General features: G+C 56.9%; 17 protein-coding genes. 11 read left to right on the forward strand and 6 right to left on the reverse strand.

Annotated elements, in window-relative coordinates:
• The 3 genes from AC2Q8J_RS00005 (at position 1) to AC2Q8J_RS00015 (ending at position 3549) form a co-directional block, all read left to right on the forward strand.
• Complete coding sequence (locus tag AC2Q8J_RS00005) at positions 1 to 906, forward strand: sterol desaturase family protein (RefSeq protein WP_286695830.1); 906 nt, start codon at positions 1 to 3, stop codon at positions 904 to 906.
• Positions 907 to 1083: 177 nt separating this feature from the next.
• Positions 1084 to 3222: a TonB-dependent receptor gene (locus AC2Q8J_RS00010; protein WP_486451824.1), complete on the forward strand. Its 2139-nt coding sequence runs from the start codon at positions 1084 to 1086 to the stop codon at positions 3220 to 3222.
• A gap of 15 nt (positions 3223 to 3237) precedes the next feature.
• Positions 3238 to 3549: a hypothetical protein gene (locus AC2Q8J_RS00015; protein ID WP_486451825.1), complete on the forward strand. Its 312-nt coding sequence runs from the start codon at positions 3238 to 3240 to the stop codon at positions 3547 to 3549.
• Positions 3550 to 3736: 187 nt separating this feature from the next.
• Here the strand turns inward: AC2Q8J_RS00015 and AC2Q8J_RS00020 are convergent, their stop codons facing one another.
• Positions 3737 to 6151, reverse strand: coding sequence for a thrombospondin type 3 repeat-containing protein (locus AC2Q8J_RS00020; RefSeq protein WP_486451826.1), 2415 nt, complete (start codon positions 6149 to 6151; stop codon positions 3737 to 3739).
• 332 nt (positions 6152 to 6483) lie between these two features.
• Here AC2Q8J_RS00020 and AC2Q8J_RS00025 point away from each other — a divergent pair, with 332 nt between their 5' ends.
• The 4 genes from AC2Q8J_RS00025 (at position 6484) to AC2Q8J_RS00040 (ending at position 9469) form a co-directional block, all read left to right on the forward strand.
• Positions 6484 to 7395, forward strand: coding sequence for a 3-ketosteroid-9-alpha-monooxygenase, oxygenase component (locus tag AC2Q8J_RS00025; RefSeq protein WP_486451827.1), 912 nt, complete (start codon positions 6484 to 6486; stop codon positions 7393 to 7395).
• Between the two features lie 99 nt (positions 7396 to 7494).
• On the forward strand, positions 7495 to 7965 hold the full coding sequence (locus AC2Q8J_RS00030; RefSeq protein WP_286839276.1) for an SRPBCC family protein: 471 nt from the start codon (positions 7495 to 7497) through the stop codon (positions 7963 to 7965).
• 18 nt (positions 7966 to 7983) lie between these two features.
• Complete coding sequence (locus AC2Q8J_RS00035) at positions 7984 to 8862, forward strand: alpha/beta fold hydrolase (RefSeq protein WP_486451828.1); 879 nt, start codon at positions 7984 to 7986, stop codon at positions 8860 to 8862.
• 70 nt (positions 8863 to 8932) lie between these two features.
• Entirely contained in the window at positions 8933 to 9469 is a 537-nt protein-coding gene (locus AC2Q8J_RS00040; protein WP_486452621.1) for a LysE family translocator, read from the forward strand.
• 9 nt (positions 9470 to 9478) lie between these two features.
• Here AC2Q8J_RS00040 and AC2Q8J_RS00045 read toward each other — a convergent pair whose 3' ends face one another.
• Together AC2Q8J_RS00045 and rimO are read right to left on the reverse strand one after the other, a co-directional pair.
• Entirely contained in the window at positions 9479 to 10186 is a 708-nt protein-coding gene (locus AC2Q8J_RS00045) for a 16S rRNA (uracil(1498)-N(3))-methyltransferase (protein ID WP_204995877.1), read from the reverse strand.
• On the reverse strand, positions 10183 to 11544 hold the full coding sequence (rimO, locus tag AC2Q8J_RS00050; protein WP_486451829.1) for a 30S ribosomal protein S12 methylthiotransferase RimO: 1362 nt from the start codon (positions 11542 to 11544) through the stop codon (positions 10183 to 10185). The genes AC2Q8J_RS00045 and rimO overlap by 4 nt, the downstream gene beginning before the upstream one ends.
• 170 nt (positions 11545 to 11714) lie before the next feature.
• On the opposite strand from rimO, the gene AC2Q8J_RS00055 reads away from it, so the two are divergent.
• Together AC2Q8J_RS00055 and AC2Q8J_RS00060 are read left to right on the forward strand one after the other, a co-directional pair.
• Positions 11715 to 12401: a haloacid dehalogenase type II gene (locus AC2Q8J_RS00055; protein ID WP_486451830.1), complete on the forward strand. Its 687-nt coding sequence runs from the start codon at positions 11715 to 11717 to the stop codon at positions 12399 to 12401.
• A complete protein-coding gene (locus tag AC2Q8J_RS00060; RefSeq protein WP_486451831.1) occupies positions 12394 to 13131 on the forward strand; it encodes a hypothetical protein in 738 nt (245 codons plus the stop codon). The genes AC2Q8J_RS00055 and AC2Q8J_RS00060 overlap by 8 nt, the downstream gene beginning before the upstream one ends.
• 5 nt (positions 13132 to 13136) lie before the next feature.
• Here AC2Q8J_RS00060 and AC2Q8J_RS00065 read toward each other — a convergent pair whose 3' ends face one another.
• Both AC2Q8J_RS00065 and AC2Q8J_RS00070 read right to left on the reverse strand, forming a co-directional pair.
• Complete coding sequence (locus AC2Q8J_RS00065) at positions 13137 to 13643, reverse strand: DUF2244 domain-containing protein (protein ID WP_374972912.1); 507 nt, start codon at positions 13641 to 13643, stop codon at positions 13137 to 13139.
• A gap of 91 nt (positions 13644 to 13734) precedes the next feature.
• The gene (locus tag AC2Q8J_RS00070) at positions 13735 to 14403 is read right to left on the reverse strand and encodes an RluA family pseudouridine synthase (protein ID WP_486451832.1); all 669 of its coding nucleotides are present in this window, start codon (positions 14401 to 14403) and stop codon (positions 13735 to 13737) included.
• 197 nt (positions 14404 to 14600) lie between these two features.
• Here AC2Q8J_RS00070 and AC2Q8J_RS00075 point away from each other — a divergent pair, with 197 nt between their 5' ends.
• Positions 14601 to 15254 carry a class I SAM-dependent methyltransferase gene (locus AC2Q8J_RS00075; protein WP_486451833.1) on the forward strand — a complete coding sequence of 218 codons (654 nt, stop codon included), beginning with the start codon at positions 14601 to 14603 and terminating at the stop codon, positions 15252 to 15254.
• On the opposite strand, the gene AC2Q8J_RS00080 is transcribed toward AC2Q8J_RS00075, so the two are convergent.
• Complete coding sequence (locus AC2Q8J_RS00080) at positions 15251 to 16153, reverse strand: LysR family transcriptional regulator (RefSeq protein WP_204995871.1); 903 nt, start codon at positions 16151 to 16153, stop codon at positions 15251 to 15253. The genes AC2Q8J_RS00075 and AC2Q8J_RS00080 overlap by 4 nt on opposite strands.
• A 135-nt stretch (positions 16154 to 16288) precedes the next feature.
• Between AC2Q8J_RS00080 and AC2Q8J_RS00085 the strand changes: the two genes are divergently transcribed.
• The gene (locus AC2Q8J_RS00085) at positions 16289 to 17704 is read left to right on the forward strand and encodes an acetyl-CoA carboxylase biotin carboxylase subunit (protein WP_204995870.1); all 1416 of its coding nucleotides are present in this window, start codon (positions 16289 to 16291) and stop codon (positions 17702 to 17704) included.
• Positions 17705 to 17758: the final 54 nt, after the last annotated feature.

The raw sequence follows: 17758 nt of genomic DNA on the forward strand, positions 1-17758 counted from the left end.
ATGTTGAATGATGTGATCAGCCAGGTTCAGGCAATTTTCGGCGCCCATGTAGATTGGAAGCAAGTCGTGTTGATGGCGGCAACGCCAATCTTTATTGTGGCATTTATCGTCGAGCTCTATGTGCGCAAGGCCAAAGGGCCTGGCCACCGAATGTGGTCGCAGTTTGAATGGCGGGAGATTCTCACCAATCTCGGTTTGGGTGGAAGCTACCAGGTTTTTGAGTTGCTGCTGCACATCGCCATCACCGGGGCAGTGATTAATTGGATCTATCAGTTCCGCGTATTTGATATTCCGGTGAATGCGTGGACGGTTGTGCCCTTATTCGTGCTGATGGAGTTTTGTTACTACTGGTTCCACCGCGCCAGCCATCGCATCCGCTGGTTTTGGAGTGCGCATGTTGTTCATCACTCCAGCGAAACCATGAATATGACGACGGCGATGCGCCAAAGCCTGCTGTATTCAGTGACTGGCTGGTGGTTGTTCTTCATGCCGATGGTGCTGTTAGGTGTGCACCCAGGCGTTGTATTTACCCTGTACGCGGTGAACCTGTTTTACCAGTATTTCATTCACACCGAGGCGATTGGCAAACTGCACCCCTGGCTGGAGTTTTGGTTTAACACGCCCAGCGCCCACCGCGTTCACCACGGTCGCAACCCCGAATATATCGATCGCAATTACGGCGGTGTGCTGATTATTTTTGACCGTATGTTCGGCACGTACACCGAAGAGCAGGACGATAACCCGGTTGAATATGGCATTGTCGACCAGATCCACTCTCACAATATCATCACGCTCAACTTCCACGAGTTTAACGATATGTGGCGGGACGTATTCGCTGCCGATACGGTAAAAGACGGGATCAAACAGTTGGTGCTGCCGCCCAAGTGGGATCGCCCCCAGTCGTAACGCCTATATTGGCCACTGGCGCCGCGTGCTGAAAAGCCCGCGGCGTTTTTGTATCGCGTGGCCGCAAATGCCTACTAAACTGATTCATTATGATGTGTCGTAGTGCGAGGGTCTGCGCTATGATTAAGACACTTGCCTTAACGGCATAACAATAATGAAAACGTAGGAAGTGATGCGATGATGAAGTGCAGTTGTCGGCGGTGGGCCAGTGGCCTGCTTATTGCCTCGCTCGGGGTGGCAGGTTCAGCGGGTGCGCAGCCAGCCTTGGAAGAAGTGGTGGTGACCGCGCAGAAAAAGGCGGAGAGTTTGCAGGACACGCCAATCGCGCTGGATGCCTTTGGTGAAGAGGCATTGGAGCGCGAAGGCATTGGCGGCGTGGGCGATCTTGCCAACAACGTGCCGGCAATGACCATCCAGCCGTTTCCGATCAATACCACCACTCTGCGTATCTATATTCGCGGTATCGGCCTGATCGATGCCCAGATCACCCAGGATCCACCAGTGGGCGTATATGTCGACGGCGCTTATATCGCCCGTTCTGCGGCTCTAGCTACTGACCTTGCCGATCTAACGCGAATTGAGGTCCTGCGCGGGCCGCAGGGTACGCTCTATGGCCGCAATTCCACCGGCGGCGCCGTTAATCTGATTACTCGCCGCCCCAATGTCGATGCGGCGCAGTTCAAGCAGGCATTTACCCTTGGCGACCGCAATCTATTCAGTAGTAAAACCATGCTGAATACGCCGCTCTGGCAGGGCGCTGCGGCCAAGTTTGCCTACTTCACCAAGCAGGTAGACGGCTATATTGAAAACACCGGCGCAGGTGGTGACTTTGGTGATTCCGATACGATGGGTTACCGCATTGATTTCGCCTGGGATGTTTCAGATAGCGTCCATATCGATTACGCCTATGACCTGGCTGAGGTGACGAACACCAATATGGCCTACTCCCATATCCGGCCTTCCGACCCCATTCCCAATCCAGAAGTCAATCAGGGCATCGCCTTCACCAATTTAATTAACTCGGGGGCGCGGCAGTTTTACAACTTTAATACCTCGGGAAATCGCCCCGACCGAATACACTCGGCTATCCCTATGGAAGAGGCCGATAGCGAAATTTCCGGCCATCAACTGTCGGTCGACTGGCAGATTAGCGAAACACTGGCGGCGAAATACATCTATGCCCAGCGCGAGCTCTACGACAACACGCCAACCATTTTGGCAACTGGCGCGCGCAGCGATGGCTACCGCTTAGATAATAGCCCGGTGTTCAGTTTTCCAGTGGCGGCAACACCCGGTGATTCGGCAGTGTGTAGTCCCTGTATTGGCCGCAGTGAGCAGTACGGGGCGGTTCATCCATTGATCGATCAGGATCAGTTCTCTCACGAATTGCAGTTATCCGGCAGTGCGTTTGCAGGGCGTCTGTCTTACATCACCGGGCTCTACTACTTTGAAGAGACGGCTACCCAGGGCGCGGGCAAGGTAGGGCACCTGCTGTCTGCTCCTTTGGGCAGCACTGCCGATGGCAACAACACCGGCAACCGTATTGAGGTGCTCACCGAGGCGCGTTTTGATATTGAAAACACCGCCATGGCAATGTTTGCGCAGTTTACCTGGCAACCACCGGTGCTGGACGACCGCCTAAGCCTGACCTTTGGTGCGCGCCATTCCGAAGACAACCGAAAGTCTGCCGCGCTGCGCCGCCAGATCAGTTTTGTGGTGGTGCCGGGCGATTTGGATAACACCGACCGCGACAACAACGACATTGCCACCCAGTTGTCTGATGTCTTTTATGATGTGCGCGGCGATAAAGACTTTAAAGACGACTCCTTTAGCTTCATTGCTGAGTATGAGCTGAGCGACGATATCAACCTCTACTTTAAGGTCAATGAAGCCTACAAAAGCGGTGGCTTCAATACCCGCGAGCAGGTTACCGAGGAGGGCGCTCAGCGTTATATCGACGGCTTTGATGAAGAGAAGGTGACCGCCTACGAGCTGGGGCTGAAGTCGCGTTTATTTAGCAATCGCTTACAGGTGAATGCCGATATTTTTCAGCAGGATTTTGTCGACCAACAGCTTAATTTCAGCGTGCCGAATACCACCAGCGACACCACCGTAGCCAATGCCGGCGAGTCCACACTCAAAGGTTTTGAGATGGACACGACCTGGCTGGCGACAGAGCACCTTATGCTCGTGCTCAACTATGCCTACTTAGATGCGGAAATTGCGCCCAGCCGCAATCCGCTATCTGGCGATGTCGACGATGGCTTCGTGTTTGATTCGGCGCCGCGACACGCTTACACGGCGATGCTTGATTGAACGCTATGGAACAGCTTGGACAAGGGCAATATTGCCTTTAATGCCACCTACTCATTTACTGATGAACGCAATGGCGGCGGGCGCAAGGAGTTCGCGACTTTCCAGGCGGACCGTCAGGACGACTTCGCCGTGCTGAATGCGCGCCTGGGTTGGTATCAGTTGCCGGTATTTGACGGCGTGTTGGATGTAGCAGTGTGGAGCAAAAATGTGCTCGACGAGGAATACAGCGTTAACAACGTCCACAATTTACCGCAGGCGGGCCGCTCGGTAATGTTTGGTGAGCCGCGCAGCTACGGTCTGGATTTGATCTACAACTGGGGAGGCTAATCGCCTTCGGTTAGGTGAACACCATCTTGTTTTTCCCCTATGAAGGTCGGCTCTGCCGGCCTTTTTTATTGGCTGATGTCGCTCGTTAGTGGCATCAAGCAAGGCGGCTTAATATGGTCTTGAGAGGCGGGTAACAACAGCTGATATGGAAGAAAGCGCCCACCAGCGGTGCTGGTGGGCAACGTGTTTAAGGCGCCGTTTGTTGTGGTGGGAGTAGCGGCAGATTCACCGAGCCGCTAATTTGCACCGGAATGGGTAGGGGAGACGCTGAGGTGGCGTACTGGCTGGGGTAGGAGCCATAGACCATCAGCACCAGCTTGTCGCCGTTTTGCATACGGCTCATCACCCCGACCAAGTCGACATTGTGATCGCCGAAGCCTCTGAAAGGTGTTACCTGGTTCATCAACGGCGTGGGCGCCTGAAGCGGGTTGCTGTCGCCGGATTCTCTAATTGCCAGTCCGACAAACACAATGGGCTCAAGCAGCGGGGCATCTGCTTGCTGGTCGGCAATGCTCATGCTCAAGCTGATTGTCGGTACGCCGGCGATTACCTCATTGTCGGCCTGGGCGGTGTAGAGTTCGATCTCAGTCGGTAGCAGGTTGGCTTCGTGGGCAATGATCGGCAGCGGGCTGCTAAAGGCAAAGTTGCCTCCGCCGTAGGGCACATCGTTGAGTACGATGCCATCATTGCCTTCACTGCCTAAATTGAAGCAGACCTCTGGAATCTCATCGGCCGCGCCTTGCACAAACTGTAGCTTTTCTTGAAACCAGCTCACGGTTGTGTCGGTAGTATTTAAGCGTCCGCAGACACTTTGACCGTCGCCACTGTCGATGCCGTGGCCGGCGGCTTTGGTGAACAAACGCACATCGCCGCCCTGATCACTCAAACAGCGGTAGTTTCGGTAGGCATCATTAAAGTTAAACAGGGTATCCATGTGGGACTGGGTAATGAACGCGTCAATAGACCGCAGGCTGCCGTCGGCCGTCGTGTCGTTCTCACCGGCGCAGTGTGAGGCCGGGCTGTGGCGGTATAGTAGCGCCAGCTTATCGTCGGCCAGGGTGTTTGCTGCCAAGCCGGTGGCGAGGCCTTCGTTGACTTCCTGGTCTTGATTGCCAGCCAGGTTGCCGCCAGCCGACAGTACGCTCGCCCAAAACGTTTTAAACACATCGTTTGGGTACAGGGAATAGCGCAGATCGTTCCAGGTAATGTCCGGAGCGATCGCGTCCAGGCGGTGTTCTGGGTCAATCGCGTAGATCATTAATTGATAACCGCCACCGTAGGAGCCACCCACGGCGCCGATCAGCGGATTGTCTTTCTCGGTAGCGGGAGTCGGGCCATTATCCGCATAGGCAAGCTGACTCAGATTCTCTTCGGCCCAGTCCAGCACTTGTAGCCAGTCTTTGCCTTCCAGGTCGGGGTCCAAAATGCGGATGGTGCCACCGGAGTCACCGTGGCCACGTTCATCCAGGCTCAGTACGTAAAAGCCTTCGTCGAGTAAGGCTTTCAGCAAGCCACCGGTGGGTCGACTTGACTGACGGCTGCCAGAGTAGCCATGGCTGTGCAAAATCAGCGGATAGCTTTCCTCTGAAGACAGCGACGTGGGTTCGTGCAGGGTGAACGCAATATTTTCGCCATCGACATTTGATGCAAGGTTTACATCGTAGGAGATGCCGTCGGTAATGGTCGCTGGCGGGCAGCCATCGGCTTCAACAGCGGTGCCTGGCGGGGTATCGGGGCACTGGTCATTGCCATTGAGCACTCCGTCGCCGTCGTTGTCATCTTTTTGCACATTACTGCAGCCCTCGCTGTCGACGGTTGCGCCGGCAGTGGTATTGGGGCAGATGTCGTCGGCGTTATTGACGCCATCGTTGTCGTCGTCCAGTTGTGAGGGCGAGCAGCCCTGAACATTGGCGGTTTCCGTTGTCGGGGTGGCCGGGCAGTCGTCTTGACCATTGCTGACACCGTCGCCATCGTCGTCGCGCTGCGCGTCGGAGCAGCCATTTTGGTCAACGCTGGCACCTGCCGGTGTCAGTGGGCAGAGATCCTGGGCATTGCCAACGCCGTCGCCATCGTTGTCGCCGTTTTGACTGTTACTACAGCCATTGGCATCCACCGTGACGCCTGCCGCTGTATTTGGGCAGTTGTCGCTGCTGTTGTCAACGCCGTCATTGTCGTCATCCAGCTGTGAGGCGGAACAGCCATTGGTATCGACGCTTTCTCCCGCTGGCGTGGCTGGGCAGCTGTCGTTGGCATCTGCAACCCCGTCGCCGTCAGCATCTTCAACCGTAATCGCGCAGCCCTGAGCATCGACATCGGTGTTGCTTGGGGTTGCCGGGCAACTGTCAGATTGGTTGCTCACGCCGTCGCCGTCGTCATCCAACTGCGAGGCAGAACAGCCGTTGCTGTTGGCGATTTCGCTACTGGGCGTGGCGGGGCACTGATCTCGGGTGTCGGCAATGCCGTCGCGGTCGCTGTCAGTGCTGCCTCCTGAGTTATTGCTAGAAGAGTTGCTGCTCGAGCCACCACAGGCGGCGAGCATGAGGGTGAGCAAGAGTAAGCCGAGCGACTTCCTCGACGGGAAAAGCAGCGTGCGTAACGTCATGGCAAATGTCCGTATTGTTAGTGTTGTTCGGGTGCTGGCGAGGCGGGCGATGTCACGTTGTAGCAGGGGCAGCCACTGGCTGTGCTTGTGCGAGTCGCCGCCTGAACTGCGAGCAGCAGTCAGAAGTGTGCGCGGCTGACACAGTTATGTCAATTCGTGAAGTTGAGTGCGGGCAGGGTTGCCACAGCCGGGCGAATCATCTGAATGGCGTAATCCGCATAGATGAGTTGCCAGGATTCTCACCTACTGGGACGAGGGGCGGGCTTTACAAAGCTGACTAGATTCGACGTGTGCCCACGAGCACCACAATAATCATTGAATGGAGTCACGTCATGTCACAACAACGCCCGCCTTTTCCTCCCTACCAAATTCAGGCGGAGGACATACCCGACCGCTACCCGAGGGGGTGGTTTTGCCTTGGATTACTCGACGATTTTCGCCCGCCTGCGGACAGCCCGCAAAACATCGACGGTTTTGGCGGCAAGGTCGTCGTGCGTTGTCGCGGCTCACAGATTGACGCGAGTCTCAATGGCAAGCGTCTGCCGACCCTGGCCCGCAACCGCTTGTTGCTCTGCTGGTACGACCCCGATGGCAATCCGCCGCTGGCTATGCAGGAGCCGCCAATTATGGGCGAGTGCAATACGCGCCAGTGGAGCCGCTGGCAGATGCGGGAGTACCGCATACACGCCAATTGCCGCGAGCTGATCGACAATATGGCCGATGCGGCGCACTTTGGTCCCGTGCATGGTGCAAATGTGCGCAGCTTTCGCAACGTTATGGATGGCCACACCTTTGTGCAGGAAATGCGCGGCCACAGCGAACGCCTGTCGGCGGAGAGCGAGCTGTATAGCTACGCCAAATACTATGGCCCGGCCTACCAAACAACGTATATGCGCGGCAGTTACGACGGCCACACCGTTGAAAGCTACCTGCTGCTCAGCCACTTGCCGGTGGCGCGCGAATGCTTTGATATTCGCTACGCGGTGATGGTGAAGCGCCTGCCCCTTTTGAACGAGGCGCAAAATGCTGAGCTGTGCAAAATGTATGCGGAGAAGGCTTTTGAGGCCTTTGCTGAGGATGTGGCGATATGGCACAACAAGACGCGCATCGACAACCCCATTCTCTGCGATGGTGATGGCCCGATCCACAAACTGAGAACCTGGTACGCACAGTTTTATCAGCCGCTGGCGGAGATCAATGAAGAGCGTCTGCGCTACCGCGAGTACCAGTTGCGTTATGACTAACATAGCGGCCCCAATTGGGGCCGCTATTCACCGCTCATGGAAGCAGCGCCGAGCAAAGCAATGTTAAGCAAAGCAATACCAGGGAAAGGAGAGACAAGCATGCGCAGTTTGAAGGATCGCTTAAATATTGATGTTGTCGACAGCATACGCATTCGCGCACCCGCTCAACGGGTATTCGCCACCGTGGCGAATTATCCGGCAATCGCCAACTGGTTCCCACCCTATTCATGCAGTGTGGAGGGCGGTGGCGATATCAAGGAGGGTGCGCTTGTGCAGCACCGCTATGGTCGTCCGCCATTTGTGCTGAGCCGCTTTACACGCCGTATAGAGCGTATCGTGGACGGCGAGCGCATTGAGGAGCGGTATATCGATGGAGACTTGCGTGGCACCGGGGTATGGTGTTTCGAGCAGCACGGGCAGGAAACATTGGCCAGTTATCACTGCCGGGTGGAAGCCCTGAGCTGGTTCGCTCGACTCGGCTTTGTTCTTCAGGGCAGTCGCGCCCACAGCGAGGTGTACCAGCAATACCTGGCGGCCTTAAAGCAGCAGTGCGAGGCCGCTGGCGTTTAACGTATCAAGGAAGAGGTCATGTCTAAAATCGATCAAGCCCCGCAACATGCCGCGTTACCCGGCGGTGGCATTCAGTATTACGACGCGGGCAACGGTCCCTGTGTGATGTTGATCCACGGTTCTGGCCCAGGGGTGAATGCCTGGGCGAATTATCGCGATAATTTGCCGGTATTTGCCGAGCATTTTCGCTGCATCATGCCTGACTTGCCGGGCTACGGCGGCAGCGATGCGCGAGACGGAGGCCCGGTACAAAGCTGCGTGGCCGCCTGTGTTGAGCTGCTCGATACCCTGGATGTTTCCCGCGTACATATTATTGGTAACTCCTTGGGTGGCATCGTCGGTTCGTATATTGCGGCGCAGTATCCCGAGCGGGTCGCTAGCTTTATGACTATCGGCGGAATTGGCTTGAATCTGTTCAGCGCTTTTCCTGGGGAGGGGCTGAACTTGCTAACGGCCTTTACCGAGCAACCCAGCCGCGAAAATTTACGACGTTGGTTGGCGTCCATGGTTTACGATCAGGCGATTATTACTGACGAACTGCTCGAGGCGCGATACGCGGCGGCAACTGAGCCCGTCACCCTGGCGACCACTCGGGCGCTGTATTCTCGGTCGGCGATCGCTGCAATTGCCGATTACCGGCGGGGAGAAAACGCCGCGCAGGTGGTCGCGCATTTGCCCAGCATTCAGGCGCCGACGCTAATTACCTGGGGACGGGATGACCGCGTGAGTCCGCTGGATATCAGCTTGTTGCCTATGCGGATGATCCCCAATGCCGAGTTGCATGTTTTCCCCAACTGCGGTCACTGGGCGATGATTGAGTGCAAAGCGCGCTTTGAGTCTTTGGCCATCGACTTTATTAACGACGCGGAGCGCCGTTGTGCGCAGGTGCAGCCATGAGCGTTGCAGCGATGCTGGGCTTGGCGCTGGCAATGATGGCGCTGGCAGCGCTACCAAGTAGTAGTGTGCGCTGGTAGTCGCCTGCAGTTTGCGCGGTGGTCGGCGCCACGGTCTTGCCGCAGCGCTGGGTATTGTTATTGGCGACCTGCTGTTTGTCGGCCTAGCGATTGGCGGTGTTGCCGCGCTGGCTCAGGCTATGGGCGCGGTGTTTATCGTGGTTAAGATTGCCGCAGCGCTGCTCCTGCTGAGTGTGGGCTTACGCTTGTTGCTATCATCCCGCGCCGGTCGCTCTCAGGCCTTACCGGCGGCGCCCGGCTCGCTTTGCACTAGTGCTATCGCGGGCTTGGTGGTGACACTTGCAGATCTGAAAGCGGTGGTTTTCTACGCCAGTCTATTGCCGCTATTTGTCGACATGCAAAGTGTGTTGCCGGGAGATGTCCTGGCAATTGCGGCAATCACGGTGGCGGCCGTTGGTGGCGTGAAATTGTTATATGTGTTGCTTGCGCAGCGACTGGTGCAAGGATTGCCGGTGATCGCCAAGCGGGGTGAAGCGGCGGCGGGAGTTGGACTGATCGCTGCGTCTGGGGTATTGCTGTTGAAGGATTAGTTGTCGCCGCTACAGAAACAGGCGACCAATAATGCTGGGTACGGCGGTCTCAACTTTCAAAATACGCGGCCCCAGGCTAAAGCCCTGCATTCCGGCGGCCAGCAGTTTTTCCACCTCATAGGGAATAAACCCGCCTTCCGGGCCGATGGCGAGTAGGCGCGGCTGGTTACTTGCCGCCGGCACACCCTGGCTGTGGTAGGGGTGGGCCAATAGGCCTTGCCGATGTTGCAGCAATGCTGGCAATACATCTTCCACGAAGGGCTTAAAGCGGGTGGCGCGTTCAATGCTAGGCAATTGCGTATCGCCACACTGCTCCAAGCCCTCCAGCATGGCCGCGTGGAGGTGAGCGTCGTCGACTAACGGGCTTTGCCAGTAGCTTTTGTCCACCCGGTAACTGTTCAACAAAACAATTTTTTCCACGCCCAGTTCGGTTGCTGAGCGAATGATCCGCCGCGCCGCTTTTGGGCGAGGCAGGGCCAGCAATAAGGTCAAAGGGAGCTTTGCCGGAGCGGGCGTGTTCAGGTTAACGCGCAGTTCTATGGTGCCGCCAAGTCCGATGATTTCCGCACTGCCAATCTGGCCGTTAAGCACGCCGCAGCGCAGCTGCTGGCCAAGTTCAGCGCGAAGTACCTTGCGGATGTGCTGGGCGCGCGTATCGCTGATTTGCACGGTATCGGCGCCAGTGAAATCCGATGGCTGCAGCAGCAGCAAATTCATTGGGCGGGCTCGGCCCACAGGTCGTAGTCGTCAGCGCCTACGACATTCACCAATAGCGCATCGCCTGGGCGAAGGTCGGTAACGCCATCGAGGTAGACTTTGCCATCAATCTCGGGGGCATCCGCATAGCAGCGTCCAATCGCGCCTTCTTCGTCGACGACATCGATCAACACTTCCAATTGCTGGCCGATGCGCTGCTGCAGCTTTTCTGCGGAAATGCGTTGCTGCACTTCCATGAAGCGCTCCCAGCGCTGTTGTTTCACGTCTTCGGGCACGGGGTCTGGTAGGTCGTTGGCGCTGGCCCCATCGACAGGTGAATACTGGAAGCAGCCGACGCGGTCCAGTTGAGCTTCTTCCAGCCAGTCGAGCAGCAACTGGAAGTCTTCTTCGGTTTCGCCCGGAAAGCCGACAATAAACGTTGAGCGTATTACCAGGTCGGGGCAGATTTCTCGCCAGGCTTTGATGCGCTCTAGCGTTTTTTCCTGATTGCCGGGGCGCTTCATCAACTTGAGCACACGCGGGCTGGCATGCTGAAACGGAATATCCAGGTAGGGAAGGATCTTGCCCTCAGCCATGAGGGGTATCATTTTGTCTACGTGGGGGTAGGGGTAGACATAGTGCATGCGTACCCACACGCCGAGCTCGCCCAGTGCAACGGCGAGGTCTTGCATGCGGGTTTCCAGAGCGCGGCCATCGACAAAGTCCAGCTTGTATTTGGTGTCCACACCGTAGGCGCTGGTGTCTTGCGAGATGACCAATAGTTCGCGGCTGCCGGCGGCGACCAGCTGCTTGGCCTCATCGACCACCTCAGCCAACGGGCGGCTGACGAGGTCGCCGCGCATCGCCGGAATAATGCAAAAGCTGCAGCGGTGGTTGCAGCCTTCGGAAATTTTTAAATACGCATAGTGCCGGGGCGTGAGTTTCACACCCTGCGGCGGTACCAAGTCGCGGTGAGGCTGGTAGCTGTCGTCCTGGGGAACATACTGATGAACCGCGCCCACAACGGCGTCAACGGCGGCCGGGCCGCTTACGTCGAGGACTTCTGGGTAGGCATGTTTAATGGCTTCGGCGTCGCTGCCTTTGCCCATGCAGCCAGTAACAATGACCTTGCCGTTTTCATTGATCGCCTCGCCAATCGCGTCCAGCGACTCCTGCTTTGCGCTGTCGATAAAGCCGCAGGTATTCACTACCACAACATCGGCATCGTTGTAGCTGGGAACGACCTCGTAGCCGTCTAAGCGCAGCTGGGTGAGTATGCGCTCGGAATCGACAAGCGCTTTCGGGCAGCCCAAACTAACAAATCCCACTTTTTGGGTTTTGTCAGCGTTTTTCTGCGGTGTGTTGTCGGGTGTGGCCATGGCTACCTCGCTATATAGACGGCGCGCATTTTACCTCAATTGCTGCCAGACTGCTCAATCAGAGAGGTGGGGGCGGCGAACGGTTTGGTTTAGCTTGCGCTGCAGCGATCGAGAGCGCTTCGCCAATTTGGTGCACCGCCTGATGGCGTTGAATAAAGGAGCGGGTCACTATGTCAAAAATACTGGGCTTTGATGTCTACGGCACGCTGGTCAATACGGCGGCGATAGAGACCCCGCTCCGTGAGCTTATGGGTGATCTCGCAGGGGTATTCGCTGCGCGCTGGCGGGAGAAACAATTGGAGTACAGCTTTCGGCGCGGACTGATGCAGCACTATGCCGATTTTTCTGTGTGTACGCGCCAGGCCCTGGATTATTGTTGTGAGGCCATGGCGCAGCCCCTTTCCCGTGAGCAGCGCAGCGCGTCGATTGCTGCCTACGCCGAGCTGCCAATTTTTGCCGATGTGCTCGACGCGCTGGCGCAGCTGGCCGGCGAGGGCCATCGACTTTTCGCCTTCTCCAATGGGGCTAAAGCAGATGTTCAGGCTATCCTGGCGAAGGCAGAAATTAGCGATTGGTTTGAGGGGGTGGTGAGTGCGGAGGAGGTGCGCGTGTTTAAGCCTAGCCCGGCAGTGTATGCGCATTTTCTGCGGTCAACGGGTGGCCTTGTCGGGCACAGTTGGTTGGTGTCGTCTAACCCATTTGATGTGATCGGCGCGCGCAGTGCAGGTATGCAAGCGGCATGGGTAAAGCGCGACGCCAATGCAGTGTACGACCCCTGGGATATCGCACCGAGCGTGTGCGTGAAAAGCCTGGCAGAATTGCCTGCCCAATTAGCAGAGAGGGATGTAAGTGAATAGAGTGTTCGTATTCGTTGCCGTATGGCTGTGGGCGCTGCCCACGTGGGCAGCAGAGGCGGCGTGGCAACAGGCCTATGTCGAGCAAAATATCCGCTTTATTGCCGAGCATACCGGGGCGCCCGCTGGTTTTAAGGCGGGGTTGAGTAACGCCGCGTCGCAGCAGCGTTTTGGCAGCGATAGAACGGTTTATGGCAGTTTGAGCGCGGCGGGCCAGCGGGCCTCGGGTGAGCGTGTCGCGCTGGCGGATTTTTCCCGCGGTATGGTTGAGCTGGAGTTGGCCTTTCAGTTAAACCAAACGGTGGAAGCGCCCATTGCCAGCGTGGCAGAGCTGCAGTCGATCGTTCGCCGCGCGGCCATTGCACTCGAGTTGCCCGACTTGGCGTTATTGCCGGCTAGCCCCACCGCCAAAGAGATTGTTCGCGCCAATGTCGCCGGTAAATATTTTGTTATTGGCAATGGCGTGTCTCCGCAGGGCCTCGACCTGGATGCCCTGCCGTTGCGACTGTTTCGCGATGCGTCAATGATCGCACAGTCCTATGGCGGCGGCGTGAGTGGCGGTCAGTGGCAGGCCTTGTTAGCGCTGGTCAACCAACGTGTTGCCATGGGGTGGCGCATCACTCCTCAGCAGTGGTTGCTGACTGGCGCGCTGGGCGGCATGAATGCGCTGGAGCCCGGCTACTATCATGCCGAGTCTGTAGCGCTTGGCGGCGTCGCAATAACGGTGTACTAAGCAGCCTACATTGCCAGCGTGTCGGGGCGGCTGTGTTGCTGAACGCGCAGTCCCAGGCGTTTTAATGCTGCCAGCAATTCAACGCTGTCTTCGCGATTTAAAAATGCCCCGACGCGAACGGTTTTTGCGCGGCAACACAAGCTGATTTCCAGGGGTGCCCAGGGGTGTTGGTGCTCCAGCACCAATATGCCACTGTGTTGCTGTGGCCACTGCCATTGTTGCTCTGCGCAAAAATAACCGCTTTCAATACGCAGCTGCTGTTCGTTTATGTGAATCACTTGTTGAATCTGCAGTTTGCCAAAGACGCGCCGCAGTAATACCCAGAGCAAAAATAATTCCAGCCCCATAAAGGGCAAGATCATCCATGCGCCAATAGCCAGAAACCCTGAGGCAAATACCAGATTGAGTCCCGCGATGGCCGCTAAGATGCGCCGGTTACTCTGCCAGCTGGCGGAACGGTTCGGGCGCAGCACAATTTGGCTGCCATCTCGGTTTGTTTGCGTTTCAACCACCAGCCTATCCTCGTGCACTGGCTATAGTTTAGAGCAGGAAAACCTCACCGGTAACTATACGTCTCCAGCGACAGTGAAAGATGTTTTTCCATTAAATGGCAAAGGGTGGCGGGCAGGTAAACTGTATCGCTTTACCTGTGCTGGGGTGGTGCAAATTGAGTGCGCTGGCGTGCAGTAACAGCCGGGCCGATGCCTGCCTGGCTTGTTCATGGGCGTAGAACTCGCAGCCGAGGATGGGGTGGCCAATACTGGCGCAATGCACACGCAATTGGTGGGAGCGACCGGTAATGGGGCTGAGCAGCAGGGTGCTATGGCTGTCACTGCGGCGCAGGCATTGGTAGAGGGTTTGTGCAGACTTGCCGTGCTCAAAGTTAATATGCTGGCGAGGGCGGCGCGGCCAGTCGCAGGCCAGCGGCAGATCGATTATGCCTTGAGCAGGGGCAACGCAGCCGCTGACGACGGCGTGATATTGCTTGGTGATCTGGCGTCGCTCGAATTGCTGGCTCAGGCGGCGGTGGCTGTCTTTATTCCGCGCAATCAACATCAGGCCAGAGGTGGCCATATCGAGTCTGTGCACAATTAATGCATCGGCGTATTGCTGCTGAATACGGCTTATCAGGCTATCGCGATTGGCCGGGTGACGGCCGGGAACTGACAATAAGCCCGCCGGTTTACTCACGGCCAGCAGGTCGTCGTCTTCATAGAGAATACTGTGGGACTCATTGCAGGCGGGCACGATAAATTCAGTGGCTTGTGACACGGTAGGCTCTCGACAGTGGCTGGCTAAATTATGCGTGATCAGTGTGCGTGAGGCGAGTGCTCAAACGGCATCAATTTCGCTGGATTGGACGCCGACGTAGCGGCCGGTAGTCCGTATACTATCGCCGCCGAGAGCCGACTGGCGCTTGACTGCTTACCGTTGCCCTTATCGCGCCGGCCTTAAAAACAGGACAAATGATGAAAATACCGTCACTGCAAGCGCGTCTGCGCGAGTACCTCCCGTATGGGCAGTTATCCCGCCAGCGCCTGCCTTTAGCGCCCGAGCTGGAGTTGTGGCTGCTCGATGAAGCCTACCCCCAGCACCTGCTCGACAGTGAGCAAATTCAGCGCATTATGAACTACCCGGCCTATTGGTGTTTTTGCTGGGCGAGTGGCCAGGTTATGGCGCGCTATATTATTGACCACCCCGAGTTGGTGCGCGGCAAGCGGGTGCTGGACTTCGGTTGTGGTTCTGCGGTGGCCGCGATCGCGGCGGCCAAGGCAGGCGCGTCATCGGTGGTCGCCTGTGACCTGGATAGCGATGCATTGGCCGTCAGTAAACTCAATGCCGAGACCAATGCCGTGAACCTCGCGTACAGCGCAGATTTCTTTGCTGACAGTGAATCTTACGATGTGATTTTGGTTGCCGACGTGCTCTACGATCGCGCCAATTTACCGCTGTTAGGCGAGTTTCTGACGCGTGCCAACACGGTGTTGGTGGCGGACTCCCGGGTGAAGGACTTTTCCTTTCCCGGCTATCGCCACCTGCAATTTCAGCGCGCAACCACAATTCCCGATCTGGCGGAGTCCGAGGAATTTTCCCGCGTGAATGTGTACTTGGGAGAGCGTTAGGCGGGCCCGTGTAGCGCATCAAGAAAGGCGCTCGCCAGCGGGCTGAGGCGCTTGCCGCGTTGATAGGCGCTGCACCAGGAGCGCTTAATGGGAAAACCCTCCACCTGTAATGCAACCAGGCTACCGTCGCTAATTCCTTGTTCGGCCACGCTGGCTGGCAGCACGGCGCAATCCTCGGAGTCGACAAGAGCATGGCGTATTGCCTGGTTGCTGCCCAGCACGCGGGTGCGGCGAATCACGCAGCTTTGCTGCTGGCAGTAGTCCTCGAGTACTTGCCTGCTGCCCGAGCCGGGTTCGCGCAGTAGCAGGCGGTTTTCCAGAAATTCATGCAGGCTAAGCGCCCCTGCACCGGCCAGGGGGTGGTGTATGGCAGCTACTGCCAGCAGTTGATGTTCGGCGAAGGGGGTGTACTGCAAGCCCTGGTCGCTGGGGACGCGAGTCATTATCGCGAGGTCATGCATATTGTCGTGCAGGCGTTTTATCAGGTGCTGGTGGTTGTCGACATGCAGGCTCACCTCCGCATCTGGATGCTGCTGGCAGAATCGGTTGATGTAAGCGGGAATCAGGGCCTCGGCGCTCGACTCAATAATAATATTCAGGCTGCCCTGCAACTTGCCGTGTAGCTCGGTAAGTTCTATCTCTAAATTTACCAGCCGCTGCTGCAGGTCGCGGGCCGCCCGCTGTAACAGCTTGCCTGCCGGTGTCAGATAGAGTCGGCGGCCAACGTAGTCGAACAGCGGCTGGCGGATTAATTCCTCCAGGCTGCGTATTTGCGCGCTGACGGCGGGTTGCGTGAGCGACAGCTCTTCGGCGGCGCGCGAGTAGCTCATGTGCTGGCAAACTGCCAGAAAAACATCAACTTGGCGCAGAGTAAGCCGTTGTAAGTAGCTGGTTTGCATCCCCGTCTCCTGCAAAATTTACTCGTTTTATAAGTTATTGCTTATATATAGGCAAATAAATATTAATTTCTTATGAGGAATATTTTCCGCTAGGGTGGATCGCATATTTGATACCGGCTTAGGAAACCAGTCGCTATGCTGAAAAAAATCCTAATTGCCAACCGTGGTGAGATTGCGGTTCGCATTGTTCGCGCCTGTGCCGAGATGGGTATTCGCTCAGCGGCCATCTACACCGAACCCGATCGCTTTTCCCTGCATGTTAAGCGCGCTGACGAGGCTTACAACGTGGGCGCAGACCCCCTGGAGGGGTATTTGAATCCTCGCAAGCTGGTGGCGCTGGCGGTGGAAACGGGCTGCGACGGTCTGCACCCCGGCTACGGTTTTCTTTCCGAGAATGCCGAATTGGCGGAAATCTGTGCTCAGCGCGGCATTACCTTTATTGGCCCCAGTGCAGAGGTTATCCGTCGCATGGGCGATAAAACCGAGGCTCGCCGGGCGATGGTGGCGGCGGGTGTGCCGGTGACACCGGGCACTGAAGACAACCTTGCCGATGTCGAGGAAGCGGTGACGGTCGCTGCAGGCATTGGTTATCCGGTGATGTTGAAAGCCACCTCGGGTGGCGGCGGTCGCGGTATTCGCCGCTGCGACAGCGAAGCAGACTTGCGACGTCAGTTTAGTCGTGTGGTCTCAGAGGCCACCAAGGCTTTCGGTCGCGCTGATGTATTTTTGGAGAAGTGTATTGTCAACCCGCGCCATATTGAGGCGCAAATTTTGGCCGACTCACAGGGCAATGTTATCCACCTGTATGAGCGTGATTGTTCGATACAGCGCCGCAATCAAAAGTTGATTGAAATTGCGCCATCGCCGCAGCTCACGCCGGAGCAGCGCGCCTATATCGGCGACTTAGCGGTGCGCGCGGCAGAGGCGGTGGGCTATGAAAATGCCGGCACCGTAGAGTTTTTGCTTGCCGATAATCAAATTTATTTTATGGAGATGAATACCCGCGTTCAGGTGGAGCACACCATCACCGAGCAAATTACCGGGGTTGATATTGTGCGCGAGCAAATCCGCATTGCCTCCGGCCTGCCGCTTGGGTATCGGCAAGAGGATATTAGCTATCGCGGCTACGCGCTGCAGTTCCGCGTGAACGCCGAAGACCCCAAGAACGGTTTTTTGCCCAGCTTCGGCAAAATCAGCCGCTACTACGCTCCCGGTGGCCCGGGTGTGCGCACCGACACCGCGATATATACCGGCTACAGCATACCGCCGTATTTTGACTCGATGTGCCTGAAACTGGTGGTTTGGGGACTGACCTGGGAAGAAACGCTCAACCGCGGCGCGCGGGCGTTAAATGATATGCGTGTTCAGGGCGTACGAACCACCGCGCCTTACTACCAGCAAATACTTAAGCACGCGGACTTCCGCGCCGCGCATTTCGACACCAGCTTTGTTGATAGTCACCCCGAACTGATCGAGTACTCCGATAAGAGTCGGCCCGAAGAGCTTGCCCTGGCGGTGGCGGCGGCGATCGCTGCTCACGCAGGACTGTAAACCCAATAATGATTGCAGCCGCTCAGCGGCCACGATGTGCACACAGGAAAGGAA

The sequence above is a fragment of the Spongiibacter sp. C9W genome (genome assembly GCF_057370015.1).